We start from the raw sequence: 26,979 nt of genomic DNA on the forward strand, positions 1-26,979 counted from the left end.
GAAGGGCGCGTGGCGAGGGCCGGTGGGGGAACGCGGAGCCCTGCGATGCGCGTCTCATCGTGAGGTGAGCCACGCGGTGCCCCTGGGGACTCGCGTAGTCTGACGTCTCAACTCGCCCGTGCCGCCGGTTCCCCCGGGGCGTTTTCGTGCCCTGATCAGTGGCCGCGAGAGCATGACAGGAGGTACGTGCATGTCCGGGACGACCGCGTCCGGCAGTGGACGGACGGCTGGTGTTCCCCGGCTTCCCGGCGGCGGCGTGAACCGCTGGACCGTGCTGATCGTGCTCTGCGTCAGCCTGCTCTTCGTCGCACTGGACACCACGATCCTGTACGTGGCCGTGCCCTCCGTCACCGAGGACCTGCGTCCCGGCCCGGTGGAGCTGCTCTGGATCGTGGACGTCTATCCGCTGATAGCGGCGTCGTTGCTGATTCTCTTCGGCACGCTCGGCGACCGCGTCGGCCGCCGGCGCATACTGCTCCTCGGCTACGGCCTGTTCGCGCTGGCCTCGGCCGCCGCGGCGCTGGCCCCGAATCCGCAGATCCTGATGGCGGCCCGTGCGCTGCTCGGCATCGGCGGCGCGATGATCATGCCCGCGACGCTGTCGATTCTGCGCCAGGTCTTCCCCGACCGGCGGGAGCGCGCGGTCGCGATCGGCGTATGGAGCGCGGTGGCCGCGGTCGGCGCCGCCATCGGCCCGGTCCTCGGCGGTTTCCTCGTCGAGAACTTCTGGTGGGGCTCGGTCTTCCTCATCAACATTCCGATGATGGCTGTCATGTTCCTGGTAGGGCGCTGGCTGCTGCCGGAGTCGCGGGGCGAGCGCAACGGCCCCTGGGACGTGGTCGGCGCGGTCATCGCGGCGCTGGGTGTGCTGGGCATCGTCCTCGGCGTGAAGCGGATCGGCAGCGGTACGGACGTCCTCGGCCTCACCACGCTCGGCCCCATCGTCGTCGGCACCCTGCTGCTGATCCTCTTCGTCCGCCGCCAGCGCAGGCGCGAGCATCCGCTGCTCGATGTGCGGCTCTTCGTCCGCCCCGCGTTCGGTACCTCCGTCGGCTGCATCGTGCTGGCGATGCTCGCGCTCGTCGGTCTCCAGCTGATCGCCGTCCAGTACCTCCAGCTCGTCCTCGGACTGAGCCCGCTGGAGACGGGGCTGCGGATGCTGCCGCTGGTCTTCGCCGCGATGGCCGCCGGGCTCGCCGGCTCGCGGGTGCTCCAGGCCGTCGGCCCGCGGGCGATGGTCTCCCTCGGGTTCGTCCTCACCGCCCTCGCGGTGCTCTGTCTGACCGCGATGAACGACCAGGACCGCGTCTGGCTGCTCTCCCTCGGCTTCGTGCTGCTCGGCTTCGGCTTCCAGAGCACCCTCTTCGGTGCCTACGAGTCGATGCTCAGCGAGGCGCCCGCCGCCCAGGCCGGCGGCGCCGCGGCCATCGGGGAGACCTCCTACCAGCTCGGCGCCGGCATCGGTGTCGCGCTGCTCGGCAGCGTGATGAACGCCGCCTACGCCCCGGGCCTCTCCCATGTCGACGGCGTCCCCGAGCGGTCCTCCGCCGCGGCGTCGCATTCGCTCGGCGAGGCGTACAAGGTGGCGGCGGGGCTCGGCGAATCGGCCAGGGCCGCGCTGCGCGAGGCCGCCCGGGAGTCCTTCGTCCGCGGGCTGCACATCACCCTCGTCAGCAGCGCTCTGCTGCTGCTGGTCGGTGCGGCCATCGCGCTGCGGCTGCCGCGCCGGGCCGCGGACTCCGCGGAGCGGGCCGAGGGCGACACCGCCACGGGCGCCGGCTGCGACAGCGAACCCGCCCCGGCGGGCTCCGGCCGCTGACGGCCGTTCCGCTCCTTCCTTTCCGTCCCCCCCCCCGGGTCCGCCGCGCCCCGCCGCGCGGTGGTGACCCTTGCCCGGACGGCGCCGGGGGCCGTACCGTCGGACGCACGCCAACTACCACTGCTAGTTTTATGTGCGCCGAACTCGCCGGAGGCCCCGCCATGCCCGCACAGCCGCCCTCGACGCTTCCGCCGTTCGACCCCAGTGACCCGCTGGGCCTCGACGACCTGCTCACCGACGAGGACCGCGCCGTCCGCGGCACCGTCCGTCAGTGGGCCGCCGACCGTGTCCTGCCGCATATCGCCGACTGGTACGAGCGCGGCGAACTCCCCGGCATCCGCGAACTGGCCCGGGAGCTGGGCTCCCTGGGCGCGCTCGGCATGTCCCTGACCGGCTACGGCTGCGCGGGCGCCTCCGCCGTCCAGTACGGCCTGGCCTGCCTGGAGCTGGAGGCCGCCGACTCCGGCATCCGCTCGCTGGTCTCCGTGCAGGGGTCGCTCGCCATGTACGCGATCTGGCGCTTCGGCTCCGAGGAACAGAAGCAGGAGTGGCTGCCGAAGATGGCGGCCGGCGAGGTCATCGGCTGCTTCGGGCTGACCGAGCCCGACCACGGCTCCGACCCCGCCGGGATGCGCACCTACGCCAGGAAGGACGGCACCGACTGGGTGCTGACCGGGCGCAAGATGTGGATCACCAACGGCTCGGTGGCCGGTGTCGCGGTGGTGTGGGCCCGGACCGACGACGGCATCCGCGGCTTCGTCGTACCCACCGGCACCCCGGGGTTCTCGGCCCCCGAGATCACCCACAAATGGTCCCTGCGCGCCTCGGTCACCAGCGAACTCGTCCTGGACGAGGTGCGGCTGCCGGCCGACGCGGTACTGCCGGAGGTCACCGGGCTGCGCGGCCCGCTGCACTGTCTGAGCCACGCCCGCTACGGGATCGTGTGGGGCGCGATGGGTGCGGCGCGGTCCTGTTTCGAGGCGGCGCTGGAGTACGCCGGGACGCGTGAGCAGTTCGGCAAGCCCATCGGCGGCTTCCAGCTCACCCAGGCCAAGCTCGCCGACATGGCGGTCGAACTGCACAAGGGAATCCTGCTCGCCCACCATCTGGGGCGGCGCCTGGACGCCGGGAGACTGCGCCCGGAGCAGATCAGCTTCGGCAAGCTGAACAACGTCCGCGAGGCGATCGAGATCTGCCGCACCGCCCGGACGATCCTGGGCGCCAACGGGATCTCGCTCGAATATCCCGTCATGCGGCATGCGACGAATCTGGAATCGGTGCTCACCTACGAGGGCACCGTCGAGATGCACCAGCTGGTACTGGGCAAGGCGCTCACCGGTCTCGACGCCTTCCGCTGAGCGATGGCGCCGGGCGCGGGCCGACGGCCGGCCTCCGGTGAGCGGCCCTGCCTCAGTTCTGGTTGAAGAAGCCGCCGGTCCTGCGGTGACCGGCGGCTTCGCCGCTGAGCACCTTGTAGTCCGGGGGGGTGAGCAGGAACACCCGGGGGGCGACCCGCTCGATCGAACCGCGCAGCCCGAAGGTCAGCCCGGCGACGAAATCCACCACGCGCTTGGCGTCGGCGGACTCCATGGCCGTCAGGTTGACGATCACCGGGACGCCCTCCCGGAACAGCTCACCGATACCGCGGGCGTCCCGGAAGCCGTCCGGGGTGACCGTGGCGATACGGGTGCCTTGGTCCTGGGCCGCCTCGTCGGTCACCCGGACCCGTGGGTCGGTCACCCAGGAACTGCCGGTCGAGTCCGTGGACCCGGACCCGGAGCCCTCGGCGTAGTCGTCGTCGTAATAGCGCTCGTCATCGTTGTCGTCGACGAGTCCAAGCCAGGCACTCGCCCTGCGCACCGATCCCATGGACGCCTCCTCTCACCCGCGGTTTCTGTGTTTCGTCTCCCTATGGTCGTTCATGATGCGGACGGAGCGCCAAGCGGATACCCGCCGCACGGGGGGTTCGTGACACATCTGGTGCAAAGTGGGTGGCGTGGTGTCAGCGCACGCGCCCCCGTGGCGAACTGACAGTACGACGGGTGTGACGGTCGGTGCGTACCGGCGGTGGCGGTGCGCGGCGCGCGGGAGCGGGACCGGTCCGGACGGGCCGCCCGGACCGGGGTCAGCGGATTTCCGGCGGGCTGATCCGCGAGGTGGTGACGGCCGAGGCGCCGGTGCCCCACTTCCTCAGGATCCGGTCGTAGGTGCCGTCCGTCTTCAGCCGGTTGACCGCGGCCTGGACGGCGGGCGCCAGCGGGGAGCCCTTCTTGAACGCGAAGCCGACGTCCAGCCGCTTGAACTCGTTGAGGAACCGCAGGCCCTGCTGCTGTCGCACGGCGTAGCGCAGCCCGTTGATGGTGCTCATCACCACATCGCTGCGCCCCTGTTGCAGCGAGATCCACAGTGCGCCCTGGTCGGCGTAGGTCTTGACGTCGTACGGCGGCTTTCCGGCGTCCCGGCACCGGTGCCGGTTGTCCTCCAGCGTCGCCTCGAAGGTGGTGCCGGCGCCGGTGGCGACGGTCAGGCCGCACAGCTGCGGCAGTGCGGTGACCTTCTTCAGCGGGCTGTCCGCGCGGACCGCGAAGCCCTGGCCGTCGTTGATGTACGTGACGAAGTCGATGGTCCTGCGGCGCTCCTCGGTGACGCCGAAGTTGCCGGTGCCCAGGTCGTACTTGCCGCTGTCGAGGGCGGGCAGGATCGCCTCGAAGCTCGCCACCTCGCGGGTGAGCTTCAGGCCGAGGACCTTGCCGACCGCGTCCGCGAAGTCGATGTCCTGGCCGGCCACGGTCGTGCCGTCGGAGAGATAGGTGGCGCCCGGCGGGGTGCCGACGCTGGTGGCGAGGGCGAGGGTGCCCCGGGCGCGGACGTCCGCGGGCAGCAGTTTCGCGGCGGCCGGGTCCTTCGTGACGCCGGAGACCACGTCCGTCGTCGGGACCTCGGCGTCGGCGGCGGCCGGCCCCGCCGGGCCGGCCGCCGCACCGCCCGAGCCGCAGGCGGTGAGCGCCAGGACGGCGGTGGCGAGGAGGGCGGCGGTGCGCAACGCGGTGGCACGGGGCCGCGGGGCGCGCGCCGCCCGGCCGCGGGGCGTGGTGGCGGTCATGGGCGGGGGATCTCCAGGTGCTTCTCGAACGGCAGCGGGCCGATCGTCTCCGGATCGGCGGACGGGTCGAACAACGGGCGGTAGCCCGCGGCGAGATAGAGCCCCTTGGCCTCGGGCTGGCGGGGGCCGGTCGTGAGGTAGACACGGGTGTAGCCGCGGTCGGCGGCGTCCCGTTCCAGAACGTCCAGCACCCGCCGGGCCAGGCCGCGGCGGCGGTGCGCGGAGTGCGTCCAGATCCGTTTGAACTCGGCGGTGTGCGCGTCGTAGCGGCGGTACGCGCCGCCGGCGACCGGACCGCCGTCCGCCAGGAGCAGCAGGAACGCGCCCCGCGGCGGAGTGAACTCCTCGGGCGGGTACTCCAGGCTCAGATCGACGGGCTTCTCGTACCGGGTGCGGTACTCGTGGGTGAGTTCGTCCAGCAGCGGGCGGGCGAGCGGATCGGTGACGGTGGTGTGCAGAACGGTCGGGGCGGCCGTGCGCGGCGGCCGGGGCGCGCCGGTCACCGGACCGCCCCGGCAGCAGCCGTGGAGGAGCCCAACTCCCGGGCGGGTGCGGCGAGTCCGGCGACCGGGCGGTGGCCTGCGCGCGGGGTGGATCCGTACGGACCGGGCGCGCATGGATCGGGTGGGTGCGGGAGGAAGCGGCGCCCGGACGGTGTGTCCGGGGCGTGGTCGGTCAAGGTCAAGACGCCGAAGCGCATACCGCGCCCTTCTTCGAGCGTGCTGGCGGAACGGGGAAACGGGAAAACAGAGAAACGGAGAAACGGAGAAACGGTGCACAGCGAACCGCGGAGGCGGGGAGGCGGGGAGGCGGAAACAGCCGTGGACAGGGTGGACAGGGTGGACAGGAGGAACCGGGGGACGCCGGGGCGCCCGGGTTCCGGGACAGGCGAGGGGAGGGGTGCGCCGAGTGGCGGCGCGAAGTGTGAAGGCGCGCGGTGACGGGAGGGGAGAACCGCGAAACGGCCCGGCCTTATCGGCGGCGGGCTTCAGGGCAGGGCGTCAGCTCAACAGGACGACGACCACACGCGACCGAGGTCGATGTGGTCGCGGGTGACCAGCCGCTGCCATGCATACATGCGACCAAGTGGAACAGGCATCCGTTTCCACGTCAACCGCGCAGTGATCCATCGCTCACAGTGTGGACGACATTGACAACGAGGCGTGTTCACCCCATAGCCTGCCCCTCATAGCCTCAAGGGGCGGTCGTGCTGAGGGGCGCGACCCGTTCCGCCTGTGTGAAGGCGCTCAACTCCCGTGTCAGATCATTGAATCCACGGAGCCTTCGCGCATGCCTGTGAACGACGCAGTGTTGACCGATCCGTCCGCGTCACCGGATCACCGCCCCCTCGACCCTCCCGGCGCACCACCCGCCGCGGACGCTCTCCAGGTCGTCCCCGTGCGCCGCACCGGCCAGTGGACCGCCGCCGCCGTGGTGCTGCTGCTGCTCGCCATGGCCGTCAACTCCCTCGTCCGCAACGACGCCTTCCAGTGGGGCGTCGTCGGCGAGTACTTCACCACCACCGCCGTACTGCGCGGCCTCGGGCTCACGCTGTGGCTGACCGTGCTGGTGACGGCGCTCGGCTTTGTGCTGGGCACCCTGCTGGCAGTGCTGCGGATGTCGTCCAACAAGGTGCTGCGGAGCGTCAGTTGGGGATACATCTGGCTCTTCCGCTCGATGCCGATCCTGGTCCAGCTGCTGTTCTGGTTCAACATCGGCGCGCTCTATCCGCAGCTCGGCCTCGGCATCCCGTTCGGCCCGGAACTCCTCACCGTCAAGACCGTGAACCTGCTCGGCCCGGTCACCATCGCCATCATCGGCCTCACCCTGCACGAGGCCGCGTACGCCGCCGAGGTCGTCCGCGGCGGCCTCCTCTCCGTCGAGAAGGGCCAGCTGGAGGCCGCCCAGGCGCTCGGGCTCGGCGCCTGGCGGCGGCTGCGCCGCATCGTGCTGCCGCAGGCGATGCGCGCGATCGTGCCACCGGCCGGCAACATGCTGATCGGCACCCTCAAGGGCACCTCCATCGTCAGCGTGATCGCCGTACAGGACCTGCTCTACTCCGTCCAGCTGGTCTACCACCGCACCTACCAGGTCATCCCGCTGCTGCTGGTCGCCACCATCTGGTACGTCGTGGTCACCTCGGTGCTCAGCGTCGGCCAGCACTACGTCGAGCGGCACTACGCGCGCGGCGGTGCCCGATGAGGCCCTCCGTGGTGATCGTGGGAGCCGGGCCGCGCGGCACCGGACTGGTCGAGCGCATCGCCGCCAACGCCGCCGGACTCTACGGCGACCGGCCGCTGGACCTGCATCTCGTCGATCCGCATCCGCCCGGCGGCGGCCGCATCTGGCGCCACGACCAGTCCCCGCTGCTGTGGATGAACTCCCTGGCCGAGGACGTCACCATGTTCACCGACGAGACCGTGCGGCAGGAGGGCCCGGTGCGGCCCGGCCCCTCGCTCGCCGCCTGGGCCCGCGCGGTGCGCGACGGCGAGATCCGCGTCGCACCCGGCCTCGCCGCGGACCTCGCGGCCCTGGGACCGCAGGACTTCGCCGCCCGGCGGTTGCAGAGCGCGTATCTGAGCTGGGTGTACGAGCGGTCGGTGGCCGCGCTGCCCCCGCGGATCGCCGTCCACGAACACCGGCGCACCGCCGTACGCCTCGCCGGAGCGCGCGATGGGCGGCAACAGGTGTGGCTGGCGGGGTGCCCCACGCCGCTCGTCGCCGACCTCGTCGTGCTCACCCTCGGCCATCTGGAGTCCACCCCGCCGCCCGAGCAGCGGGCGCTGACCGCCTTCGCCGCCCGGCACGGGCTGACCCATCTGCCGCCCGCCTTCACCGCCGACAGCGATCTCACCGCGCTGCGCCCCGGCGAGCCGGTGCTCGTCCGCGGCTTCGGGCTGGCCTTCGTCGACCTGATGGTGCTGCTCACCGAGGGGCGTGGCGGCACCTACACGACCGGCGCCGGCGGTGAGCTGACCTACCGGGCCTCGGGGCGTGAACCCGTCCTGCACGTCGGGTCGCGGCGCGGGGTGCCCTACCACTCCAAGATCGGCTACGAGCTGCACGGCGAACGGCCGCCGCTGCCCCGCTTCTTCGGGCCCGCGCAACTCGACGCGCTGCTCGCCCGGCCCGGCGGTATCGACTTCGAGCGCGAGGTCCGGCCGCTGATCGACAAGGAACTGGGCTTCGCCCACTACCACCGGCTGTTCACCGCCCATCCGGAGCGCACCCGCGTCAACTGGCCCGACTTCGAGGAGAAGTACGCCGCCGCCGACCCGGGCAGCGCCGAACTCCAGGCGCTGGTCGGCGCCGCGGTCCCGGACCCCGCCGACCGCCTCGACCTGGCCGCCCTGGACCATCCGCTGGCCGGGGTCCGCCACCCCGACGCCGAGGCCCTGCAAAACGGGCTGCGCGGCTATATCGAGGCCGATCTCGCCCGCCGCCACGACCCCGCGTACAGCCCCGACCTGGCGGTCTTCCACGCCCTGCTGTCGGTGTACGGGCAACTGATCCGCATCGGCGACCGCGGCCCCTGGTGGCACGGCTTCTTCAGCTACCTCGCCTCCGGACCGCCCGGCCCCCGGCTGCGCCAGCTGCTCGCGCTCTCCCGGGCCGGGGTGGTGCGCTTCCTCGGCGCGGACACCACCGTCACCGCCGACGAACGGCGCGGGGTCTTCCGCGCCGAGAGCCCCAGCGTGCCGGGGGCGTCGGTCGAGGCCCGCGCGCTGGTGGAGGCGCGGCTGCCGGAACCGACGGTCGAGCGCACCCGGGACGCCCTGCTGCGCGGACTGCACGCCGAAGGCGCCGCGTCCACGGCCGCCGGACTGCTGGCCGTGGCCGCCGCCGACGGCCGGATCCTGGACCGGGCGGGCCGCCCGCACCCCCGCCGCTTCGCCCTCGGCCCGTACACCGACGCCCGCTCCGGCGGCGCCTTCGCCCGCCCCCGTACCAATGCCCCCGCCTTCCGGCAGAACGACGCGACCGCGCGGGCACTGCTCACCTTCCTGCGGGACCGGACCCCACCACCCGCCGCCGGCCCCCACCCCGCCCCGCCGGTCCCCGCCGCCGTCCGCACCGCACCCACCCCCGAGGACTCCCATGCCGCTGACCAGTGATCCACCCCTCGACCGGACCGCCCCACGGCCGACCGGGCCGCCGGCGGCCGACGACCCGGCGGCGCTGAAGGTCGTCCCCGTACGCCACCCCTGGCGCTGGGCGGCCATCGTGGTGACGGCCGTGCTGCTCGCCCAGTTCGCGCACGGTCTGCTCACCAACCCGGCCTGGGAATGGGGGGTGTTCGCGCAGTTCTTCACCGCGGAGACCGTCGTCCGCGCGGTCTGGGTCACCCTCCAGCTCACCGTCTACGGCACCGTCCTCGGCTTCGCCCTCGGGATCGTGCTGGCCTTCATGCGGCTGTCCGCGAGCCCCTTCCTCAAGGCCGTCGCCTTCGGCTACATCTGGGCCTTCCGCTCCATCCCGCTCATCGTCCAGCTGCTGTTCTGGTTCAACCTCGCCTACCTCTACAAGCGCCTGGACTTCGGCATCCCCTTCGGCCCCGGCTTCTTCTCCTTCGACACCATGGGCCTGGTCGGCGCGATGAGCGCGGCGGTACTCGGCCTCGCCCTGCACCAGGCCGCGTACGCCGCGGAGATCGTGCGCGGCGGAGTACTGGCCGTGGACGGCGGCCAGCTGGAGGCCGCGGCCGCGCTGGGCATCCCCAGGCTGCGGCAGCTGCGCCGCATCGTGCTGCCCCAGGCGATGCGCGCGATCCTGCCGAACGCCGCCAACGAGGTCATCTCCCTCTTCAAGGGCACCTCGATCGTCTCCGTCATGGCGATCGGCGAACTCTTCTACCAGGTCCAGGTCATCTACGGACGGAACGGCCGGGTCGTCCCGCTGCTGATGGTGGCCACCGCCTGGTACGTCCTGCTGACCACCATGCTCTCCGTCCTCCAGCACTACGTCGAACGTCACTTCGCCAAGGGAGCCACCCGATGAGCACCGCCGCCGCCACCCCCGCGCCGTCCGCCGGAACCCGGCCGATGGTCGAGGTCCACGCCGTCCACAAGAGCTTCGGCGCGCTGGAGGTGCTGCGCGGTATCGACCTCCAGGTGCGCGCCGGTGAGGTCGCGGTCGTCCTGGGCCCCTCCGGCTCCGGCAAGTCCACCCTGCTGCGCACCATCAACCACCTGGAGAAGGTCGACAGCGGCCGGATCAGCGTGGACGGTGCGCTGGTCGGCTACCGGCGCTCCGGCGACAAGCTCTACGAGCTGCGCGAACGGGAGATCCTCCGACAGCGCACCCATATCGGCTTCGTCTTCCAGAACTTCAACCTCTTCCCGCATCTGACGGTCCTGGACAACATCACCGAGGCGCCCCTCGCCGCGCTGCGCCGCCCGAGGAAGGACGTCCTCGCGACCGCGCGCGCCCTGCTGGACCGGGTGGGCCTCGCCGACAAGGCCGACGCCTATCCGCGGCAGCTCTCCGGCGGTCAGCAGCAGCGGGTCGCCATCGCCCGCGCGCTCGCCCTGGAACCCAAACTGCTGCTCTTCGACGAGCCGACCTCGGCCCTCGACCCGGAGCTGGTCGGCGAGGTCCTGGCGGTCATCAAGGACCTGGCACAGCAGGGCACCACCATGATCGTCGTCACCCATGAGATCGGCTTCGCCCGCGAGGTCGCCGACACCGTCGTCTTCATGGACGGCGGCCGGATCGTCGAACAGGGGCCGCCCGGCCAGGTCCTCGACCACCCCCGCCACGAGCGCACCAAGTCCTTTCTGGCCAAGGTCTTCTGACATGCGGTCATCCCTCGTCCCGCTGTACCCGGCCCCCTCATCCCCAGGAGCCCCGAGTTGAACCGCCGCACTCTGACCGCCGCCCTCGCGCTCGCCGCCGGATCCGTCCTGCTCACCGCCTGCGGCAGCGGTGACGTGGGGACCGGGAGCGTCGCCGCGGGCCCCCCGGGGGCGAAGATCAATACGGGCCCCGACCAGCACCGCGTCCGCGGGCAGCGGGACCCGGCGCTCGCCGCCCTGGTGCCCGCCCGGGTCCGGGACGCCGGTGTGCTGCGCATCGGCGTGGGCGCCGAAAGCTCGCCGCCGCTGACCTTCTACGCCTCCGACGACCGGACCCTCATCGGCGTCGAGGAGGACCTCGCCACCCTCGTCGCCGACACCCTCGGCCTGAAGGCCGAGTTCACGCCGCTGTCCTGGGAGAACCTCTTCGTCGGCCTGGACAGCGGCAAACTCGACGCGGTCTTCTCCAACGTCACCGTCACCGAGGAGCGCAAGGAGAAGTACGACTTCGCGACCTACCGGCTGGACGAGCTGGCGATGGAGACGAAGAAGGGCAGCGGCTGGCGGGTGCGCGGCGCCAAGGACGTCGCGGGCCGCACCGTCGCGGTCGGCTCCGGCACCAACCAGGAGAAGATCCTCGTCGAGTGGAGCGAGGAGAACGAGCGGGCCGGCCGCGAACCGGTCGACATCAAGTACTTCCAGAAGAGCTCCGACACCTACCTCGCCCTGCAATCGGGCCGGATCGACGGCTACTTCGGACCGAACCCGTCCGTCGCCTACCACGTCGGCACCGCGGGCCTGACCGAGGTCGCCGGGACCTTCTCCGGCGGCGGCCGCGGCCTCCAGGGCGAGATCGCCGCCACCACGAAGAAGGGCGGCGGCCTGGTCGGTGCCTGTGCCGCCGCGCTCCGGAAGGTCATCGACGACGGCCGGTACGGCAAGGTGCTGGCGCGCTGGGGGCTCGGCGGCGAGGCCCTGAAGACCTCGCGGATCAACCCGCCCGGCCTGCCCAAGACAGCGAACTGACCCGGCGCACGGAAGGCTCACCGATGTCCGTATCCCCCCGCCCCCTCCACCTGTCCGTCGCGCTGGAGCGCCCGCAGCCGGCCGCCGGTGCGGACCGGCCGGACCGTACCGACCGCTATGACGCGGCGCATTTCGTCCGCCTGGCGCGGCTCGCCGAACGCGGCGTCCTCGATTTCGTCACCCTCGGCGACAGCCTGACCCGGCCGGGCCTCGACGCGCTCGCCGTACTGGCCCGCGTCGCCCCCGCGACCGAGCGGATCGGCCTGGTCCCGACCGTCACCACCACTCACACCGAGCCGTTCCACGTCTCCACCGCCGTCAGCACCCTGGACTGGGTCAGCCGCGGCCGGGCCGGCTGGCATGCCGAGGTGTCCACCACCGAGGCCGAGGCCGCCCTCTTCGGCCGCCGGGCCGCCGAGCCGCCCGCCGCGGCGTGGCGGGAGGCGGGCGAGGCCGCCGAGGTCGCCGCCCGGTTGTGGGACAGCTGGGAGGACGGCGCCGAGATCCGCGACCGGGCCACCGGCCGCTTCGTCGACCGGGACAGACTGCACTACGTCGACTTCGCCGGTACGCACTTCTCCGTCCGCGGTCCCTCCACCGTCCCCCGGCCGCCGCAGGGCCACCCCGTGACGGTCGTGGACGTGACGGGGGAGGCGACCGGCGCCGAACGGGCCGTACGGGAGGTGGCCGCCGCGTACGCCGATGTCGTGCTGGTCCGGGCCGCGGACCCGCAGACCGCCGGCGCCGTCCGCGCCGAACTGCGCGACCTCGCCCGCGCGCACGGCCGCGACCCCGGCCGGCTGGTCGTCCTCGCCTCGCTGCCGGTCGAGCTGTACTGCTCGGGCGATGCCGTCGGGCTCGCCGAGCTGCTCGGCGACTGGTACGCGGACGGCGCCGCCGACGGCTTCCACCTGCGGCCCGCGGACCCCGGGCGCGACCTCGCCCTGCTCGTCGACGGCACCGTCCCGGTGCTCCAGCACCGCTGCCTGCTGCGCCGCTTCTACCCCGGTGCCACGCTGCGCGAGCACCTCGGCCTGCCGCGCCCCGCCAACCGCTACGCCCTCGCCCGGGAGGCATCGTGATGAGCCCGACCCCCAGCGGACCGACTCCCGGCGGACCGGCTCCCGGCGGACCGACGCCCAGTGGACCGACGCCCAGTGGTCCGGCCTCCGGCGGACCGGCATCCACCGGACCCGGCCGCACCGCCGCGCCCCCGTACGGCCGCACCACCACCTCTCCGTACGGCCGCACCGCCACGCCCCCGCACGGCCGCAAACAGATGCACCTGGCGGCGCACTTCCCCGGCGTCAACAACACCACCGTCTGGGCCGATGACCGGTCGAAGAGCCAGATCGCCTTCTCCTCGTTCGAACACCTCGCCCACACCGCCGAGCGCGGCCTGTTCGACTTCTTCTTCCTCGCCGAGGGGCTGCGGCTGCGCGAGCACAAGGGCCGTATCCACGACCTCGACGTGCTCGGCAGGCCCGAGTCGATCACCGTGCTGAACGCCCTGGCGGCGGTCACCGACCGGCTGGGCCTGGCCGCCACCGTGAACACCACCTTCAACGAGCCCTATGAACTCGCCCGCCGGCTGGCCTCCCTCGACCACCTCAGCGGCGGCCGGGCCGCCTGGAACGCCGTCACCACCTCCGACGCGTTCACCGGCGAGAACTTCCGCCGCGGCGGCTATCTCGACCGCGCCGACCGCTACACCCGGGCCGCCGAATTCGTCGCCACCGCACGGGAGTTGTGGGACTCCTGGACGGACGGCGGAGTGCCCCGGCCGTTCGCGCACCACGGCCGGCACTTCGACATCCACGGCGAGTTCACCGTCCCCCGCAGCCCCCAGGGCCACCCGGTCGTCATCCAGGCCGGGGACTCGTCCGAGGGCCGGGAGTTCGCCGCCTCGGCCGCCGATGTCATCTTCACCCGGCACAGCGGACCGGAGGCCGGCCGCGCCTTCTACGCCGACGTCAAGGGCCGGCTCGCGGCGTACGGCCGGCGGCCCGACGACCTCAAGATCATGCCGGGCGTCACCGTCGTCCTCGGCGACACCGCGGCCGAGGCCCAGGAGCACGCCGCCGAGATCCGCCGTCAGCAGGTCTCGCCACAGAACGCGCTGCTCGCCGCGGAGCAGATCTGGGGCATCGACCTGTCCTCCTACGACCCCGACGGCCCGCTGCCCGACATCGACCCGGACCCCGGCAGCGAGCTGGCGCAGGGCCGCGTCAGGCTCGGCGACCCGAAGGCCGTCGCCGACCGGTGGCGGGCGCTCTCCCGGGCCAAGGGCCTGTCCCTGCGCGAAACCGTCATCGAGACCACCGGCCGGCAGTCCTTCATCGGTACACCGGCGGCCGTCGCGGAGGAGATGGACGCCTTCGTGCGCACCGACGCCGCCGACGGGTTCATCCTCGTCCCGCATCTGACGCCCGGCGGCCTGGACGACTTCGTCGACCGCGTCGTACCGCTCCTCCAGGAGCGCGGCGCGTTCCGCACGGAATACCGCGGCCGGACCCTGCGCTCCCATCTGGGACTGCCGGATCCCGTACGCCCGGCCGAGAAGGGCTGACCGCCATGAGCACCGGCACACGAGCAGCACAGCAGGAGTGGCAGGACTGGCGCGAGTGGCGCGCCGCGAAGGTCTCCCGGCCGTACGGACCGCTCGCCCTGACCGGCACCCACTGGCTCGCCGACCATCCCGACGGCCGTATCGAGGGGCTGCCGGGCCGCTGGACCGAGGACGGCGACCAGGTCGTACTGCGGACCGGCGCGGGCGACCGGCTCACCGTCGACGGCGCACCGCCGGCCGGCGAGGTCCGGCTCGGCCAGGACGGCGCGGCGGAGCGGGCCCGGGTGGCGTGGGGGGAGCGGCGCCTGCCGGTGCTGCGCCGCGAGGGGCTGTGGGCGGTACGCGACTACGACCCGGACGCCGCGGCCCGCCGCGCGTTCGCCGGGATCGAGGTCTACGCGTACGACGCCCGCTGGGTGCGGCCCGGCCTCTTCCGCCCGTATCCGCAGGGGCGCACCGTCCGGGTGCCCAACGCCGACGGACAGCGGCGCGGCCTCGGCCTGGCCGGTGAACTGGCCTTCACGCTGGACGGCGACGAGCACACCGTGCAGGCCGCGGTCGAGGCCGACGGCTCCCTGTGGGCGGTGTTCGCCGACACCACCAGCGGCGGCGAGAGCTACCGCTTCCGCTTCCTGCGGCCCCCGGCGCCCGCCGAGGACGGCACCGTCACCGTCGACCTCAACCGTGTCGTGCTGCCGCCCTGCGCCTTCGCCGACCACTTCATCTGCCCCTTCCCGCCGCCCGGCAACACCCTGCCGTTCGCGCTGCGGGCCGGGGAGCGTGACCTCCGCACCCGCTGATCCGGTCCACCATCCGCCGGGGGCGCCGCCGCACCCCGGCGGGTGTGTGGTGCGTACATCCGGGCGCGTACATCCGGGTGCCCGGCCGGGTTTACGGGCGTGGCCCTCTTGCGCACAGGGGGTGACGTCCCCGAGACTCCCGCTCAGCGCTTGTCAGGGGCATGCGGAAAATGTCACGTGCGGAATCCCGGATGCCCTTCGGCTGCGCCTCACGGGCCGCCCACCGGCGGCCCATCGATCCCCTCGGAGGAATCACGTGAGGAACGAGCGCACCACCCCCCGCAGCGGCGTGACCAGACGCATCCGGCTGCTCGCCGTGGCGTCCGGACTGGTGGCCCTCGGAGCCGTCGCCATCCCGACCGCCAACGCCCAGGACCCGTCCCCCACCAAGACATTCAGCGCCGCCCAGCTCTCCGCCGCCGGTAACGCGGTACGCGCCGCGGATGTCCCCGGCACCGCCTGGATCGTCGACCAGAAGTCCCACACCCTCGTCGTCACGGCCGACCGCACCGTCTCCCAGGAGCAGATCACCAAGATCGAACAGGCCGCGGGCGGCAACGCGGGCGCCGTACGGATCCAGCGCACCGCGGGCACCCTGCGCACACTCATCTCCGGCGGCGACGCCATCTACGCCCCCAGCTGGCGCTGCTCGCTCGGCTTCAACGTCCGCAGCGGCAGCACCTACTACTTCCTGACGGCCGGTCACTGCACCCAGGGCAACCCGCCCTGGTACACCGACGCGGCGCACGCCACGAGCATCGGCCCGACGACCGGATCCAGCTTCCCCGGCAACGACTACGGCATCGTGAAGTACACCTCCTCCGTCAGCCATGAGGGGACGGTCGGCAGCCAGGACATCACCAGCGCCGGCACCCCGTCGGTCGGCCAGACGGTCACCCGCCGCGGCTCCACCACCGGCATCCACAGCGGCCGGGTCACCGGGCTCAACGCCACGGTCAACTACGGCAACGGCGACATCGTCTCCGGTCTGATCCAGACCACCGTCTGCGCCGAACCCGGCGACAGCGGCGGCCCGCTCTACTCCGGGACCACCGCCCTGGGCCTGACCTCCGGCGGCAGCGGTGACTGCACCTCCGGCGGCACGACGTTCTTCCAGCCGGTCACGGAGGCGCTCAGCGCTTACGGCGTGAGCGTCTACTGATTCCGGTCCGCCGCCGGTCCGCTGCCGGTCCGGCGCCGGCCTGGTGTCGATCTGCCGGTGACCTGGTGACCTGGTGATGCGGTCACGTCGCAGTCCGGCAGTGGCGGGGCCCCCGTTCGTCGGCGGACGGGGGCCCTGTCGTGTGCTCGGCGGGCGGGATCAGGAACGGGGACGAGGGCGCGGGTGGGGGCGAGGCCGGGAGCCCCGTTGCGGTCGTCGGAAGGATCACGGGCGGGCCGGTGTCGTCGGCCGTGGGTGTGGGACGACCGGGCCCCGTGCCCGGCACGGCTCTCGCCCGCTCACCGACCCGGGCATACCATGATAAAGAGTGTGACTCGGGCGGCAGACGGCTAATGTCTGGGGGCCGTGATGGTCGGAGAACTGGTGACGGCCGGAGTGGCGCTGGCCTCGGCGGGCGCGGTCTACCTCATGGCCGCGGCGCGCGTGGTCAAGCAGTACGAGCGTGGTGTGGTGCTCCGGCTGGGGCGGCTGGCGTCCGAGGTGCGCGGGCCGGGATTCACCATGATCGTTCCGGGCTTCGACCGGATGCGTAAGGTCAATATGCAGATCGTCACGATGCCGGTGCCCGCCCAGGAGGGCATCACCCGCGACAACGTCACGGTCCGGGTGGACGCGGTGGTCTACTTCAAGGTCGTGGACGCCGCCGACGCGGTCATCGAGGTCGAGGACTACCGCTTCGCGGTCTCCCAGGTCGCCCAGACCTCGCTGCGCTCGATCATCGGCAAGAGCGATCTGGACGATCTGCTCTCCAACCGCGAGAAGCTCAATCAGGGCCTCGCGGTGATGATCGACAGCCCGGCGCTGGGCTGGGGCGTACAGATCGACCGGGTGGAGATCAAGGACGTCTCGCTGCCGGAGACGATGAAGCGGTCGATGGCGCGCCAGGCGGAGGCGACCCGGGACCGGCGCGCCCGGGTCATCAACGCGGACGCCGAGTTGCAGGCGTCGAAGAAACTGGCCGAGGCGGCCCAGGCGATGTCCGGCCAGCCCGCGGCGCTCCAGCTGCGGCTGTTGCAGACCGTGGTGGCGGTCGCCGCCGAGAAGAACTCCACCCTCGTGCTGCCGTTCCCGGTGGAGCTGCTGCGCTTCCTGGAACGCTCCGGACTCCAGGCCCAGGCGCAGACGGCCCAGGCCGAGGCGGCGGCCCGGACCCAGGCCCCGGCCGGGGGCCAGGAGCAGGACCGGGCCCAGATCCAGGACCAGGCCCAGGAGCGGGTCCCGGTGGAGCAGCAGTGGCAGCCGCCGGTCGCGTCGCGGGAGGCCGTCGAGGCTGTGGAGGCCGTTGAGGGCGTCGAAGTCACCACGAGCGGCGACGGCGGCGTACTCTCGCCCGAGCTGGAGAAGCTCCCCGAGGCGGAGGACCTGCCGAAGGACCTGCCGTAGGCCCGTGCGGTATCAGCGGTATCAGCGGTCAGCGGTGGACGCGGGTGTGGAGCGCGGGCTCCGCCCGTTCCCCGGCACGGTCCTGAGGCGGCGCCGAGCCGTTCGGCCGGAATCGGCTGCGATGCGATCGTGTCCGCGGGCGGCCTCGCGGAGGACCTGCGGAGCGCGGACCCCTGCATCAAGGTCGTCGAGCGGACCGACCCCGCAGCCCGCGCTCCTGCGCTGTGCCGACCTGTTCGTGACGTACGGAGGCCGGGCACCCCTGCTCGACGCGGTGCGGGGCGCAACGTCCGTCCTGGGCATGGGCGTTCTCGCAGGCCGGCCCGACAACGCCGCCGCGTTCGCCCGGCGCGGCGGCGTTGTCGGGCCGGCGCTGGAACTCACGGCTGCACGCGGTGAGATCGCCGCCGCCATGACGGCCGCCCTCGGCAACTCCTGCTGCGCCGCCGCCATGACCGCCGCCGGCGCCGAGCTGTCGCAGCTGCCACCGCTCGACATCACGGAACCGGGGGACAGCGTGTGATTCATGCGGCGCTCGGCCGCCGCCACGCCCGCTTCGCCTCCAGGACCTGCGCCCGACGGCGGCGTTGCCTCCACCACCACCGCGGCCGGCCCACCCACGTCGCTCACGACGTCGCCTCCGCGATCCACCACGCCGTCGGTGCACCGGGACAAGGGTGTTGCCGTCCCCACCCCGGGACCGACCGGTTGGCTCCTGATAAGTGACTCTCTGTGGCGAAGCAGGGGTGTGCCCGTCCGGAGGGGGCGGCGCACGAGATGACGTGCCTCGGTCGGGAGGCTGCCGCACTCGTCACCAGAGCTGAGGACGACAGCACCGAACCCACAGTCCGGGCATCGCGGACCGCTGTCCCGCGGCTGGGGTCCGAGAGGGCTTCGGGGCCGTTGAAGTGGGCGGATACGGCGATCACGCCGTCCGGGGCCGGACGGTGGGCCGTGGTCGTAGACGGAACCGGGGGAGTGGTGGGGGATTCGCGGGGGCCGGATGTGGCGGGTGGTTTCCGGACAGGTGTAGTCCTTACCCCCTGCGTGCCCGTGGGTGCCCCCTGTGGTCATCGCTGTCCGTGATCGGGTGCGACGTGCGCGGACCACGCTGTGTCCGCGGTCCGGCGGAACGATCAACTCCCTTGCTTGAGACCGGAATTCGGTCTTGTGCGCGAGTGGAGCGGTGGGAATACTCGGTCCGCACGTTGGCATGGACGCGACTCCCCGAGGTGCTGTGACGCGGGGCGGACCCGTCCGTGTCCCGAGTTCCCCACACTCTCCGGGTCCGTATCTCCCCACAGAGCGGGCCCATCCCCCCACGGGAGGCTCTGACTTGAAGCACCGACGCATACCCAAGCGGCGCGCTGTCCTGGGCGGCGCGGGCGCGCTGGCCCTGGCCGCCACCGCCACTCTCACCATGGCCAGCGCCCAGGCGGCGACGGCCCCCACCGCGGACCGGCTGACCCCCGCCGCGGCGACCACGCTGGCGGCCCAGTTCAAGACCGGCACGGCCGGCTCGTTCTATGACGCCAAGGCCCAGAAGCTCGTGGTCAACGTCGTGGACGAGACGGCTGCCAAGGCCGTCCGGGCCAAGGGGGCGGAGGCGAGACTCGTCAAGCACACGCTCGCCCAGCTCGACACGGCCCGCCGGACGCTGACGACGAAGGCGACGATCCCCGGTACGGCCTGGTCGGTCGACCCGCGGAGCAACAAGGTCGTGGTGACCGCCGACCGCACGGTCCGGGGCGCCGAGCTGAACCAGCTCACCAAGGTGGTGGGCACCCTCGGCGACAAGGCCGAACTCCGCCAGAGCAAGGGCGAGTTCAAGACCCTCATCGCCGGCGGCGACGCGATCTGGGGGAGCACCGCCCGCTGCTCGCTCGGCTTCAACGTCGTCAAGGACGGCCAGCCGTACTTCCTGACGGCCGGCCACTGCGGCAACGCCGTGCAGAGCTGGTCCGACCAGCAGGGCGGCTCGGAGATCGCGACCACCGACCAGTCCAAGTTCCCCGGCAACGACTACTCCATCGCCAAGTACACGGCGAGCACCCCGCACCCGAGCGAGGTGGACCTCTACAACGGCAGCACCCAGCAGATCACCCAGGCCGGGGACGCCACGGTGGGCGAGCACGTGACCCGCAGCGGCAGCACCAGCCAGGTGCACGACGGCACCGTCAAGGCGCTGAACGCCACCGTCAACTACCAGGAGGGCACGGTCAACGGTCTGATCCAGACCGATGTCTGCGCCGAGCCCGGTGACAGCGGCGGCGCGCTCTTCGACGGCGGCACCGCGCTCGGCCTCACCTCCGGCGGCAGCGGCGACTGCTCGTCGGGCGGCGAGACCTTCTTCCAGCCGGTTCCGGCGGCCCTGGCGGCCTACGGCGCGCAGATCGGCTGACCCGCACCGCACCGTGCCGCCGGGCCCCGGCCCGTACGGCACCGGCACCGGCCCCCGGACCTGCTCGACATCCGGGGGCCGGTGCCTGCCGGTGCTCACCTCCCGCCGGCTGTCCGTCCGTCGTCCGTTCACCGGCGGTCCCGCCGTCTGTCGTCCGTTCACCGGTGGCACCTCCGTCCGTCGTCCGTCCACCGGCGGCCACTCCCGGCCCCCGGCCCGTCGGCCCCCTGCCCGACGATCCCCGGACGCCGCCGTCCGGCGTCCGGGGACCTGGAATCCGGTGCCTGGCGGGGAGCGGTCAGAACTCGAAGACCGAGCCCTTGCCGTCCGTCATCGCGCAGGAGTTGGCGAAGGTGTACGTGTAGGACACCCGGCTGCCCTGCCAGACGCCGTCCGCGGTGACCACGATGGGGGCCCACTCCTTGGTACACACCCGGCCCGTCCCGGCCTCGGTCACCTCGGTGAAGTCGCCGGACACCGAACGCAGCTGGGCGCAGGCGGCCTTGGGGTCCGGGTGGCTGCCGCTCGCCGCCGGCGCGCAGCTGAGCGTCACCGCGCGCTGCACCGTGGCGGTCGCGCGGCTCTCGCCCTGGCCGACGGTCAGTACCAGCGCCGTCGGGGCGTAGAGCCCGGTGGTCCGCGCCGACTGCGCCGGTGCGGTGGTGGGTGCGGTGGGTGCGGCGGTGGCCGGTGCGGTGGTGGCGAGGGCACCGAAAACCAGTGCCGCGCCGAGCGCGATTCCGCCGGTGATGTACCGCATGACGAACACTCCCTTGCTCGAAGGTGCAGATACCGGACGGGAGTCTGGCCCAAGCGCACAGTGAACGCACCCCGGCCGATCGCTTTGAGTCGATAGGTGAAAGCAGTGGGTAATGGCGTGAACGAATGCGGGGGAAGTGTGGGGAAGCAGTGCGGACACCGTGTGCGGCCAGCGGGGATGCGGTGCCGACGGCGACCCCGGCGAGGTGCCGGGCGGCCCGGAAAGGAGTGAATCCGGCCGCCGACCGATCGTTCGGGAGGGATTCGATCTCCGCCGATTGGCCCGAAGGCGGGGCCTGGGCGTCAGGGTCGGCCTATGCCGCTAGCGGATGCCCTGCGCCCGCGAAACTTGTGAAAGTTTTCACGAGCCCTCAAGGGTCTTAGGTCCTCCCCCGTTCTTGCAGGTCAGACGGCATATTGACGGTCTCGTTCCGATCTTGAAGGGACTTTGGTCCGCGAAAAAGGGGGCATTCGCGGACACTTCGCAGGTCTGGGCGGAGGTCTGATGGAGACATCAGGAAACCGGTCCAGCCAAGGAGGACCTGCCATGCAGGCCACGGAGAACACCGCACCGACCCCCGCAGTGGAAGCGGTCGATGGCCTTGTCCAGGGGGCGCTGAAGGCCCTCGGCCAGTTCGAGGAGTTCACCCAGGAGCAGGTCGACCACATCGTCATGAAGGCATCGCTCGCGGCGCTCGCCGCGCACGGTGAGCTCGCCCGTCAGGCGGTGGCGGAGACCGGCCGTGGCCTGTTCGAGGACAAGGCGGTGAAGAACCTCTTCGCCTGTGAGCACGTCACCAACTCGATGGCGGGCCTCAAGACCGCCGGTGTGATCCGCCGCGACGAGCTGAACGGCATCACCGAGATCGCCGAACCGGTCGGCGTGATCTGTGCGATGACCCCGGTCACCAACCCCACCTCGACGACCGTTTTCAAGGCGCTGATCGCCCTCAAGACCCGCAATCCGGTCATCTTCGCCTTCCACCCCTCCGCCCAGAAGTGCAGCGCCGAGGCGGCCCGGATCGTCCGGGACGCGGCGCTCGCGGCGGGTGCCCCCGAGCACTGTGTGCAGTGGATCGAGGAGCCGTCGATGGCGGCCACCGACAGCCTGATGCACCACGACGGTGTCTCCACGATCCTCGCCACCGGCGGCAACGCCATGGTCAAGGCGGCCTACTCGTGCGGCAAGCCGGCCCTCGGCGTCGGCGCGGGCAACGTCCCCGCCTACGTCCACAAGAGCGCGGAACTGGCCCGCGCCATCCACGACATCGTGCTCTCCAAGGCGTTCGACAACGGCATGGTCTGCGCCTCCGAGCAGGCCGTCATCCTCGACCGGGAGATCTACGACCAGGGCCTCGCGGAGCTGCGCAGGCTCGGCGCGTATGTCCTCGCCCCGGCCGAGAAGACCATGCTGGAGGAGTACGTCTTCGGCACCACGGCCTTCGCCAACAACTGCGCCGGCGCCAAGCTGAACGCCGCGGTCGTCGGCAAGTCCCCGCAGTGGATCGCCGAACAGGCCGGTTTCACCGTCCCGGAGGGCACCTCGGTCCTCGTCGCGGAGTGCGCCGAGGTGGGCGAGGGCGAGCCGCTGACTCGCGAGAAGCTCTCGCCGATCCTGGCCTGCCTGCGCGCCGACTCCACCGAGCTGGGAATCGAACTCGCCGCACGGATGGTCGAGTTGGGCGGACTGGGGCACAGCGCCGCGATCCACACCGGGAGCGAGGAGCTGGCCGAGGAGTTCGGCAAGCGCGTCAAGGCGATCCGGGTGATCGTCAACTCGCCCTCGACCTTCGGCGGCATCGGCGATGTCTACAACGCCTTCCTGCCCTCGCTCACCCTCGGCTGCGGTTCGTACGGGCACAACTCCGTCGCCGGGAACGTCACCGCGGTCAATCTCGTCAACGTCAAGCGAATCGGACGGCGCAACAACAACATGCAGTGGTTCAAGGTCCCGCCGAAGATCTACTTCGAGCGCAACTCGCTGCGCTACCTCGGTGAGATGGACGGCCTCAAGCGGGTCTCGATCGTCACCGACAAGACCATGTCGGCCCTCGGCTTCGTCCAGAAGGTGACGGACATCCTCCAGGGCCGCGCCTCGGCCGTCGTCCTCCAGGTCATCGACAACGTCGAGCCCAACCCGGAGCTGTCCACCGTCCAGGCGGGCGCCGCGCGGCTGCGCGACTTCGGGCCGGACACCATCATCGCGCTCGGCGGCGGCTCGGCGATGGACGCGGCCAAGATCATGTGGCTGATGTACGAGCGTCCCGAGGTCGAGTTCGCCGACACCAAGGAGAAGTTCTTCGACATCCGCAAGCGCGCCTTCAAGTTCCCCTCACTGGGCGAGAAGGCCCGGCTGGTCGCCATCCCGACCACCTCGGGCACCGGCTCGGAGGTCACCCCCTTCGCCGTCATCTCCGACCCCGCGGCCGCCCAGAAGTACCCGCTGGCGGACTACGCGCTCACGCCGAACGTCGCCATCGTCGACCCGGTGCTGCCGATGAACCTCCCGGCGACCGTCACCGCGGACTCGGGCTTCGACGCCCTGACCCACGCCACCGAGGCGTACGTCTCGGTCTACTCCAACGACTACACCGACGGCCTCTGCCTCCAGGCCATCAAGCTGATCTTCGAGAACCTGGAGCGCTGCGTCGTGCACGGCGCCGAGGACCCCGAGGCCCGGGAGAAGATGCACAACGCCTCGACGGTGGCCGGTATGGCCTTCGCCAACGCCTTCCTCGGCATGGTCCACGCCATGGCGCACACCCTGGGCAACACTTTCCACGTCGCCCACGGCCGGACCAACGCCCTCCTCCTGCCGCACGTCATCCGGCACAACGGACAGCTCACCGGCAAGGCCACCCCCTGGCCGAAGGCGGAGGTCTACCGCGCTCCGGAGCGGTTCCAGGAGATCGCGAAGATGCTGGGCCTGCCCGCCGCGACCCCGGAGGAAGGCGTGGAGTCCTACGCCCGCGCCGTCGAGGACCTGCGCACCCGGTGCGGCATCCCCGCCTCCTTCCAGGAGCAGGGCGTCGACGAGCAGGAGTTCCTCGCGGCCCTCCCGCAGCAGGCCATGAACGCCTACGCCGACCAGTGCGCGCCCGCCAACCCGCGGATGCCGATGACCGACGACATGCAGCGGCTGATGAAGCAGGCGTACTACGGCACGACGGAGGACGTGGCCGGAGAGAAGTGAGACCGCCGTGCGGGGCGTGACGACCCCGTGCGCGAGGGCCGCCCGGTACCCGGTACCGGGCGGCCCTCGCGCGGTATGCCGGGGCGGCCCGGTGTGCCGCGTCCCTCCGCCGGCCGGTTCAGTCCCGCCGCGTGGCCGGTTCCGTCCGCCGGCCGTCCAGCTCCGGCAGCCCCGCCGTCAGGGCCCGCATACCGCGCGTCACCAGCTCCGCGGGCCCCTGAGGGCCGTCCGCCGGCTCGTCACCGGCGGCCCACACCTCCACCGCGACCCGCAGCGCGGTGTTCGCGGCGGCCGCGGCGAGCCGTACCGCCGGCGGGCCGGCGTCGGTCAGCCGCGCCAGGACCGGGATCAGTGCCTCCTCGGACTCGTGGTGCACGCGGTGCCAGACCGCGCGCAGCGCCGGATCACCGGGCATCGCGCGCAGCAGCCCGCGGGTCCAGCGCAGCGCCTCCTCGGCCTCCGGTCCGGCCGGGGTCAGTGCCCGCCGCGCCGCCCGCTCCAGCGCCTCGCGCACGGGCGGCGGGTGCGGCCCGGCCGCCGGCCCCGCCAGATCGTCGATCCACCGCCGCACCCCGGCGGCGAGCAGCGGCGCCACCGCGTCCTCCTTGGTGCGGAAGTAGCGGTAGAAGGTGCGCGGTGCGACGCCCGCGGCGCGCGCGATCTCCTCGGCGGTGACCCCGACGCCGCGCTCGGCGAACAGGGCCGCCGCGGTGCGGGCGATCTCCAGCTGGGTCTCGGCCTTGCGCCGCTCGGTGAGGGAGAGGCGGGCGGGGCGCGTGGGGGGTGCGGTGCGGGGCGCGGTGGGCATGGGCCCAGCTTACGGAGCGTGGCTGTATCTCGGCACGTCACGCGAATATGGCACAACGTGCCATGTTGGCGTACTGTGCGGACGAATGCGCCCGGAGAGGGCGCACGTACCCAGGGAAAGGGAGCAGCGCCATGGAGCGCTTTGACGGACGCCGCGTACTGATCACCGGGGCCGGCTCGGGCATCGGACAGGCCACCGTCCACCGGATCCTCGCCGAGGGCGGCCGGGTGGTGGCGGCGGACATCGACGCGGCGGGCCTGCGGGCCACCGCCGAGCGCGCCGCCGCGGACGGCGGCGGCGACCGGCTGGTGACCGCGGTGCTGGATATCTCCGACGAGGCGGCGGTCCGGACCGGCGTCGCGGCCGCGGTGTCCGGACTCGGTGGCCTGGACGTCCTGGTCAACGCGGCCGGCATCCTGCGCGCCTCGCACACCCACGAGACCGGCCTGGACTTCTTCAACAAGATCATCTCGGTCAATCTGACCGGCACCTTCCTGATGATCCGGGAGGCGCTGCCCGCCCTGCTGGCCGGCCGGTCACCGGTCGTGGTCAACTTCAGCTCCACCTCCGCCTCGTTCGCGCACCCGTACATGGCGGCGTACGCGGCGAGCAAGGGCGGAATCCAGTCCCTCACGCACGCCATCGCGAGCGAGTACGCCAAGCAGGGGCTGCGCGCGGTCTGTGTGGCACCGGGCTCCATACGGTCCGGGATGACCCTCGACCCGGGCCTGCCCGAGGACGCCGACCTGAGCCTGTTCGGCAAGCTGCTGCCGGCCGTCGGCGAGGGGTTCGCGGGCCCGGAGACCGTCGCCGGAGTCATCGCGATGCTCGCCTCGCAGGACGGCGCGTTCATCACCGGTACGGAGATCCGGATCGACGGCGGCACGCATATGTGAACGCGGCGACGCGGCGGTGACGGCGGAACGCGCGGGCACGCGGGGTGCGCGGGTGAGCGCGCCCCGCGGGGTGTCGTACCCGTTCCGCGTCCGTCGGTCGGCCAGGGCGGGCGGTCAGCCGGCCGGGGCCTGTGCCGGGGCCGGCCGCTGCTTCCGGTCGCGCCTCGAACGGAACTCCGCGAGCGCGAGGGTGAGCAGGGCGCCGCCCGCCGCCCAGGCGGAGAGCACCAGCAGCGGTCCGGTCATCGCGTTGCCCCGGAAGTACGCGAGGGAGCGCGCCGCCCAGGTGCCCGCGCCCGGCGGCAGCGCGGGCCCGATCGCCCGCCAGAACGGCGGCAGCAGCGGATACGGATAGGCGCCGCCCGCGCTCGGATTGCCCAGCACCACGATCACCAGGATCGCCAGGCCGATGCCGATGATGCCCAACAGCCCCTGGAAGGCCAGGGTCGTGGCCCCCACGGCGAAGACGGTCAGGGCGCCGAGCCCCCACAGCCCGAAGAGACTGCCGGGCAGCGCGTCGAGCACCGGGCCGACGATGATCGCACCGGCCAGGCCCGCGGCGACCGCGTAGAGCGCGAGTACGGCCAGCCTGATGACCGCCCGCTGCCCGTTGGCGGGGCGCGCCCCGGCGCTGATCGCCAGGATCGCGGCGCACAGATAGCCGCCGACACACCAGCCCACGACGAGGTAGAAGGACGACAGGCTGCGGCTGTCGCCGTGCCCCGCGGGCGCCACGTCCACCGTGCGCACGGTGCGCTGCCGGGCCTTCTCGGCCGCGCCGACGACCGCCTCGACCGCCTGCGACAGCGAGGCGCCACCCCCGCTCGCGACGAGCAGCCGGTCGGTGCTGCCGGGCACCTCGACGATCAGCGCGGCATCGATCTCCCGGTTCTTGAGCAGGCGCACCGCGGCCGCCTCGGAGGAGACCGCGCGCGCAGCCAGGGGGGAGCCGGGCAACTGGTCCAGTTTCTGCACCAATTCCCCGCTGACCTGCGCGGGGGCGACCACGGCGAGCGGTACGTCGGTCGGTTTCGGGTGGTGGAACGCGCCGGTGTACGACGTGATGAACGCGGCCATCAGGCCCAGTACGCCGATCACCAGCAGCGCGGCCCGTGTCGTCACCGCGCTCTTCACCTCCCCGAGGAAGGTGGTGCGGGTGCCGTCGTCCATCGTGGCCATGCGCCGCTCCTCGCCACATCCGTGCCGGGATCACGCCGGGGCCCGCCGGGTACGTGCTGGGCCGG

General features: G+C 72.3%; 22 protein-coding genes. 16 read left to right on the forward strand and 6 right to left on the reverse strand.

Annotated elements, in window-relative coordinates; all coding sequences use genetic code 11:
- The first annotated feature begins 190 nt into the window (after positions 1 to 190).
- Both ACLJWH_RS25400 and ACLJWH_RS25405 read left to right on the forward strand, forming a co-directional pair.
- Complete coding sequence (locus tag ACLJWH_RS25400) at positions 191 to 1,819, forward strand: MFS transporter (protein ID WP_411144057.1); 1,629 nt, start codon at positions 191 to 193, stop codon at positions 1,817 to 1,819.
- A gap of 161 nt (positions 1,820 to 1,980) precedes the next feature.
- Complete coding sequence (locus ACLJWH_RS25405; protein WP_411144058.1) at positions 1,981 to 3,177, forward strand: acyl-CoA dehydrogenase family protein; 1,197 nt, start codon at positions 1,981 to 1,983, stop codon at positions 3,175 to 3,177.
- A 52-nt stretch (positions 3,178 to 3,229) separates the two neighbouring features.
- Here the strand turns inward: ACLJWH_RS25405 and ACLJWH_RS25410 are convergent, their stop codons facing one another.
- The 3 genes from ACLJWH_RS25410 to ACLJWH_RS25420 all read right to left on the reverse strand — a co-directional run bounded on the left by ACLJWH_RS25410 (position 3,230) and on the right by ACLJWH_RS25420 (position 5,425).
- Positions 3,230 to 3,688, reverse strand: a complete 459-nt coding sequence (locus ACLJWH_RS25410) for a cell division protein SepF (RefSeq protein WP_411144059.1) — start codon at positions 3,686 to 3,688, stop codon at positions 3,230 to 3,232.
- Positions 3,689 to 3,944: 256 nt separating this feature from the next.
- Positions 3,945 to 4,922 carry an ABC transporter substrate-binding protein gene (locus ACLJWH_RS25415; RefSeq protein ID WP_411144060.1) on the reverse strand — a complete coding sequence of 326 codons (978 nt, stop codon included), beginning with the start codon at positions 4,920 to 4,922 and terminating at the stop codon, positions 3,945 to 3,947.
- Complete coding sequence (locus ACLJWH_RS25420) at positions 4,919 to 5,425, reverse strand: GNAT family N-acetyltransferase (RefSeq protein ID WP_367430325.1); 507 nt, start codon at positions 5,423 to 5,425, stop codon at positions 4,919 to 4,921. The genes ACLJWH_RS25415 and ACLJWH_RS25420 overlap by 4 nt, the downstream gene beginning before the upstream one ends.
- Before the next feature lie 787 nt (positions 5,426 to 6,212).
- On the opposite strand from ACLJWH_RS25420, the gene ACLJWH_RS25425 reads away from it, so the two are divergent.
- The 12 genes from ACLJWH_RS25425 to ACLJWH_RS25480 all read left to right on the forward strand — a co-directional run bounded on the left by ACLJWH_RS25425 (position 6,213) and on the right by ACLJWH_RS25480 (position 20,079).
- The gene (locus ACLJWH_RS25425; protein WP_411144061.1) at positions 6,213 to 7,124 is read left to right on the forward strand and encodes an amino acid ABC transporter permease; all 912 of its coding nucleotides are present in this window, start codon (positions 6,213 to 6,215) and stop codon (positions 7,122 to 7,124) included.
- Entirely contained in the window at positions 7,121 to 9,037 is a 1,917-nt protein-coding gene (locus tag ACLJWH_RS25430; protein ID WP_411144062.1) for an FAD/NAD(P)-binding protein, read from the forward strand. Before ACLJWH_RS25425 ends, ACLJWH_RS25430 begins: the two co-directional genes overlap by 4 nt.
- On the forward strand, positions 9,021 to 9,920 hold the full coding sequence (locus ACLJWH_RS25435) for an amino acid ABC transporter permease (protein ID WP_411144063.1): 900 nt from the start codon (positions 9,021 to 9,023) through the stop codon (positions 9,918 to 9,920). Before ACLJWH_RS25430 ends, ACLJWH_RS25435 begins: the two co-directional genes overlap by 17 nt.
- The gene (locus tag ACLJWH_RS25440) at positions 9,917 to 10,717 is read left to right on the forward strand and encodes an amino acid ABC transporter ATP-binding protein (protein ID WP_411144064.1); all 801 of its coding nucleotides are present in this window, start codon (positions 9,917 to 9,919) and stop codon (positions 10,715 to 10,717) included. Before ACLJWH_RS25435 ends, ACLJWH_RS25440 begins: the two co-directional genes overlap by 4 nt.
- A gap of 57 nt (positions 10,718 to 10,774) precedes the next feature.
- Positions 10,775 to 11,743 (forward strand): ABC transporter substrate-binding protein, encoded by a 969-nt coding sequence (locus ACLJWH_RS25445; RefSeq protein WP_411144065.1) that lies wholly within the window; start codon positions 10,775 to 10,777, stop codon positions 11,741 to 11,743.
- A gap of 23 nt (positions 11,744 to 11,766) precedes the next feature.
- Positions 11,767 to 12,825 carry an LLM class flavin-dependent oxidoreductase gene (locus ACLJWH_RS25450; protein WP_411144066.1) on the forward strand — a complete coding sequence of 353 codons (1,059 nt, stop codon included), beginning with the start codon at positions 11,767 to 11,769 and terminating at the stop codon, positions 12,823 to 12,825.
- 197 nt (positions 12,826 to 13,022) lie between these two features.
- The gene (locus tag ACLJWH_RS25455) at positions 13,023 to 14,312 is read left to right on the forward strand and encodes an NtaA/DmoA family FMN-dependent monooxygenase (RefSeq protein ID WP_411144237.1); all 1,290 of its coding nucleotides are present in this window, start codon (positions 13,023 to 13,025) and stop codon (positions 14,310 to 14,312) included.
- 5 nt (positions 14,313 to 14,317) lie between these two features.
- The gene (locus tag ACLJWH_RS25460) at positions 14,318 to 15,112 is read left to right on the forward strand and encodes a DUF1684 domain-containing protein (RefSeq protein WP_411144067.1); all 795 of its coding nucleotides are present in this window, start codon (positions 14,318 to 14,320) and stop codon (positions 15,110 to 15,112) included.
- Between the two features lie 256 nt (positions 15,113 to 15,368).
- On the forward strand, positions 15,369 to 16,274 hold the full coding sequence (locus tag ACLJWH_RS25465; protein WP_411144068.1) for a S1 family peptidase: 906 nt from the start codon (positions 15,369 to 15,371) through the stop codon (positions 16,272 to 16,274).
- 369 nt (positions 16,275 to 16,643) lie between these two features.
- Positions 16,644 to 17,678, forward strand: coding sequence for a slipin family protein (locus ACLJWH_RS25470; RefSeq protein WP_411144069.1), 1,035 nt, complete (start codon positions 16,644 to 16,646; stop codon positions 17,676 to 17,678).
- Positions 17,679 to 17,916: 238 nt separating this feature from the next.
- Complete coding sequence (locus ACLJWH_RS25475) at positions 17,917 to 18,201, forward strand: hypothetical protein (protein ID WP_411144070.1); 285 nt, start codon at positions 17,917 to 17,919, stop codon at positions 18,199 to 18,201.
- An 813-nt stretch (positions 18,202 to 19,014) separates the two neighbouring features.
- Positions 19,015 to 20,079 carry a S1 family peptidase gene (locus tag ACLJWH_RS25480; RefSeq protein ID WP_411144071.1) on the forward strand — a complete coding sequence of 355 codons (1,065 nt, stop codon included), beginning with the start codon at positions 19,015 to 19,017 and terminating at the stop codon, positions 20,077 to 20,079.
- A 298-nt stretch (positions 20,080 to 20,377) separates the two neighbouring features.
- On the opposite strand, the gene ACLJWH_RS25485 is transcribed toward ACLJWH_RS25480, so the two are convergent.
- Positions 20,378 to 20,839, reverse strand: a complete 462-nt coding sequence (locus ACLJWH_RS25485; protein WP_411144072.1) for a subtilase-type protease inhibitor — start codon at positions 20,837 to 20,839, stop codon at positions 20,378 to 20,380.
- Positions 20,840 to 21,385: 546 nt separating this feature from the next.
- Here ACLJWH_RS25485 and adhE point away from each other — a divergent pair.
- The gene (gene adhE / locus ACLJWH_RS25490) at positions 21,386 to 24,031 is read left to right on the forward strand and encodes a bifunctional acetaldehyde-CoA/alcohol dehydrogenase (RefSeq protein WP_411144073.1); all 2,646 of its coding nucleotides are present in this window, start codon (positions 21,386 to 21,388) and stop codon (positions 24,029 to 24,031) included.
- Positions 24,032 to 24,149: 118 nt separating this feature from the next.
- On the opposite strand, the gene ACLJWH_RS25495 is transcribed toward adhE, so the two are convergent.
- Positions 24,150 to 24,839, reverse strand: coding sequence for a TetR/AcrR family transcriptional regulator (locus ACLJWH_RS25495; protein ID WP_411144074.1), 690 nt, complete (start codon positions 24,837 to 24,839; stop codon positions 24,150 to 24,152).
- A 131-nt stretch (positions 24,840 to 24,970) separates the two neighbouring features.
- On the opposite strand from ACLJWH_RS25495, the gene ACLJWH_RS25500 reads away from it, so the two are divergent.
- A complete protein-coding gene (locus tag ACLJWH_RS25500) occupies positions 24,971 to 25,735 on the forward strand; it encodes an SDR family NAD(P)-dependent oxidoreductase (RefSeq protein WP_411144075.1) in 765 nt (254 codons plus the stop codon).
- 114 nt (positions 25,736 to 25,849) lie between these two features.
- Here the strand turns inward: ACLJWH_RS25500 and ACLJWH_RS25505 are convergent, their stop codons facing one another.
- Positions 25,850 to 26,914 (reverse strand): DUF3533 domain-containing protein, encoded by a 1,065-nt coding sequence (locus ACLJWH_RS25505; RefSeq protein WP_411144076.1) that lies wholly within the window; start codon positions 26,912 to 26,914, stop codon positions 25,850 to 25,852.
- Between the last annotated feature and the right edge of the window lie 65 nt (positions 26,915 to 26,979).

Source organism: Streptomyces sp. x-80 (assembly GCF_046549095.1).
In the GTDB taxonomy this organism is placed as follows: Bacteria; Actinomycetota; Actinomycetes; order Streptomycetales; family Streptomycetaceae; genus Streptomyces; species Streptomyces celluloflavus.

What these genes read in the sequence shown, in the direction of transcription:
- ACLJWH_RS25400 (WP_411144057.1), top strand. Translation starts at nt 191, where the DNA reads ATGTCCGGGACGACCGCGTCCGGCAGTGGACGGACGGCTGGTGTTCCC.
- ACLJWH_RS25405 (WP_411144058.1), top strand. Translation starts at nt 1,981, where the DNA reads ATGCCCGCACAGCCGCCCTCGACGCTTCCGCCGTTCGACCCCAGTGAC.
- ACLJWH_RS25410 (WP_411144059.1), bottom strand. Translation starts at nt 3,688, where the DNA reads ATGGGATCGGTGCGCAGGGCGAGTGCCTGGCTTGGACTCGTCGACGAC.
- ACLJWH_RS25415 (WP_411144060.1), bottom strand. Translation starts at nt 4,922, where the DNA reads ATGACCGCCACCACGCCCCGCGGCCGGGCGGCGCGCGCCCCGCGGCCC.
- ACLJWH_RS25425 (WP_411144061.1), top strand. Translation starts at nt 6,213, where the DNA reads ATGCCTGTGAACGACGCAGTGTTGACCGATCCGTCCGCGTCACCGGAT.
- ACLJWH_RS25430 (WP_411144062.1), top strand. Translation starts at nt 7,121, where the DNA reads ATGAGGCCCTCCGTGGTGATCGTGGGAGCCGGGCCGCGCGGCACCGGA.
- ACLJWH_RS25435 (WP_411144063.1), top strand. Translation starts at nt 9,021, where the DNA reads ATGCCGCTGACCAGTGATCCACCCCTCGACCGGACCGCCCCACGGCCG.
- ACLJWH_RS25440 (WP_411144064.1), top strand. Translation starts at nt 9,917, where the DNA reads ATGAGCACCGCCGCCGCCACCCCCGCGCCGTCCGCCGGAACCCGGCCG.
- ACLJWH_RS25450 (WP_411144066.1), top strand. Translation starts at nt 11,767, where the DNA reads ATGTCCGTATCCCCCCGCCCCCTCCACCTGTCCGTCGCGCTGGAGCGC.
- ACLJWH_RS25455 (WP_411144237.1), top strand. Translation starts at nt 13,023, where the DNA reads ATGCACCTGGCGGCGCACTTCCCCGGCGTCAACAACACCACCGTCTGG.
- ACLJWH_RS25460 (WP_411144067.1), top strand. Translation starts at nt 14,318, where the DNA reads ATGAGCACCGGCACACGAGCAGCACAGCAGGAGTGGCAGGACTGGCGC.
- ACLJWH_RS25470 (WP_411144069.1), top strand. Translation starts at nt 16,644, where the DNA reads ATGGTCGGAGAACTGGTGACGGCCGGAGTGGCGCTGGCCTCGGCGGGC.
- ACLJWH_RS25485 (WP_411144072.1), bottom strand. Translation starts at nt 20,839, where the DNA reads ATGCGGTACATCACCGGCGGAATCGCGCTCGGCGCGGCACTGGTTTTC.
- adhE (WP_411144073.1), top strand. Translation starts at nt 21,386, where the DNA reads ATGCAGGCCACGGAGAACACCGCACCGACCCCCGCAGTGGAAGCGGTC.
- ACLJWH_RS25495 (WP_411144074.1), bottom strand. Translation starts at nt 24,839, where the DNA reads ATGCCCACCGCGCCCCGCACCGCACCCCCCACGCGCCCCGCCCGCCTC.
- ACLJWH_RS25500 (WP_411144075.1), top strand. Translation starts at nt 24,971, where the DNA reads ATGGAGCGCTTTGACGGACGCCGCGTACTGATCACCGGGGCCGGCTCG.
- ACLJWH_RS25505 (WP_411144076.1), bottom strand. Translation starts at nt 26,914, where the DNA reads ATGGCCACGATGGACGACGGCACCCGCACCACCTTCCTCGGGGAGGTG.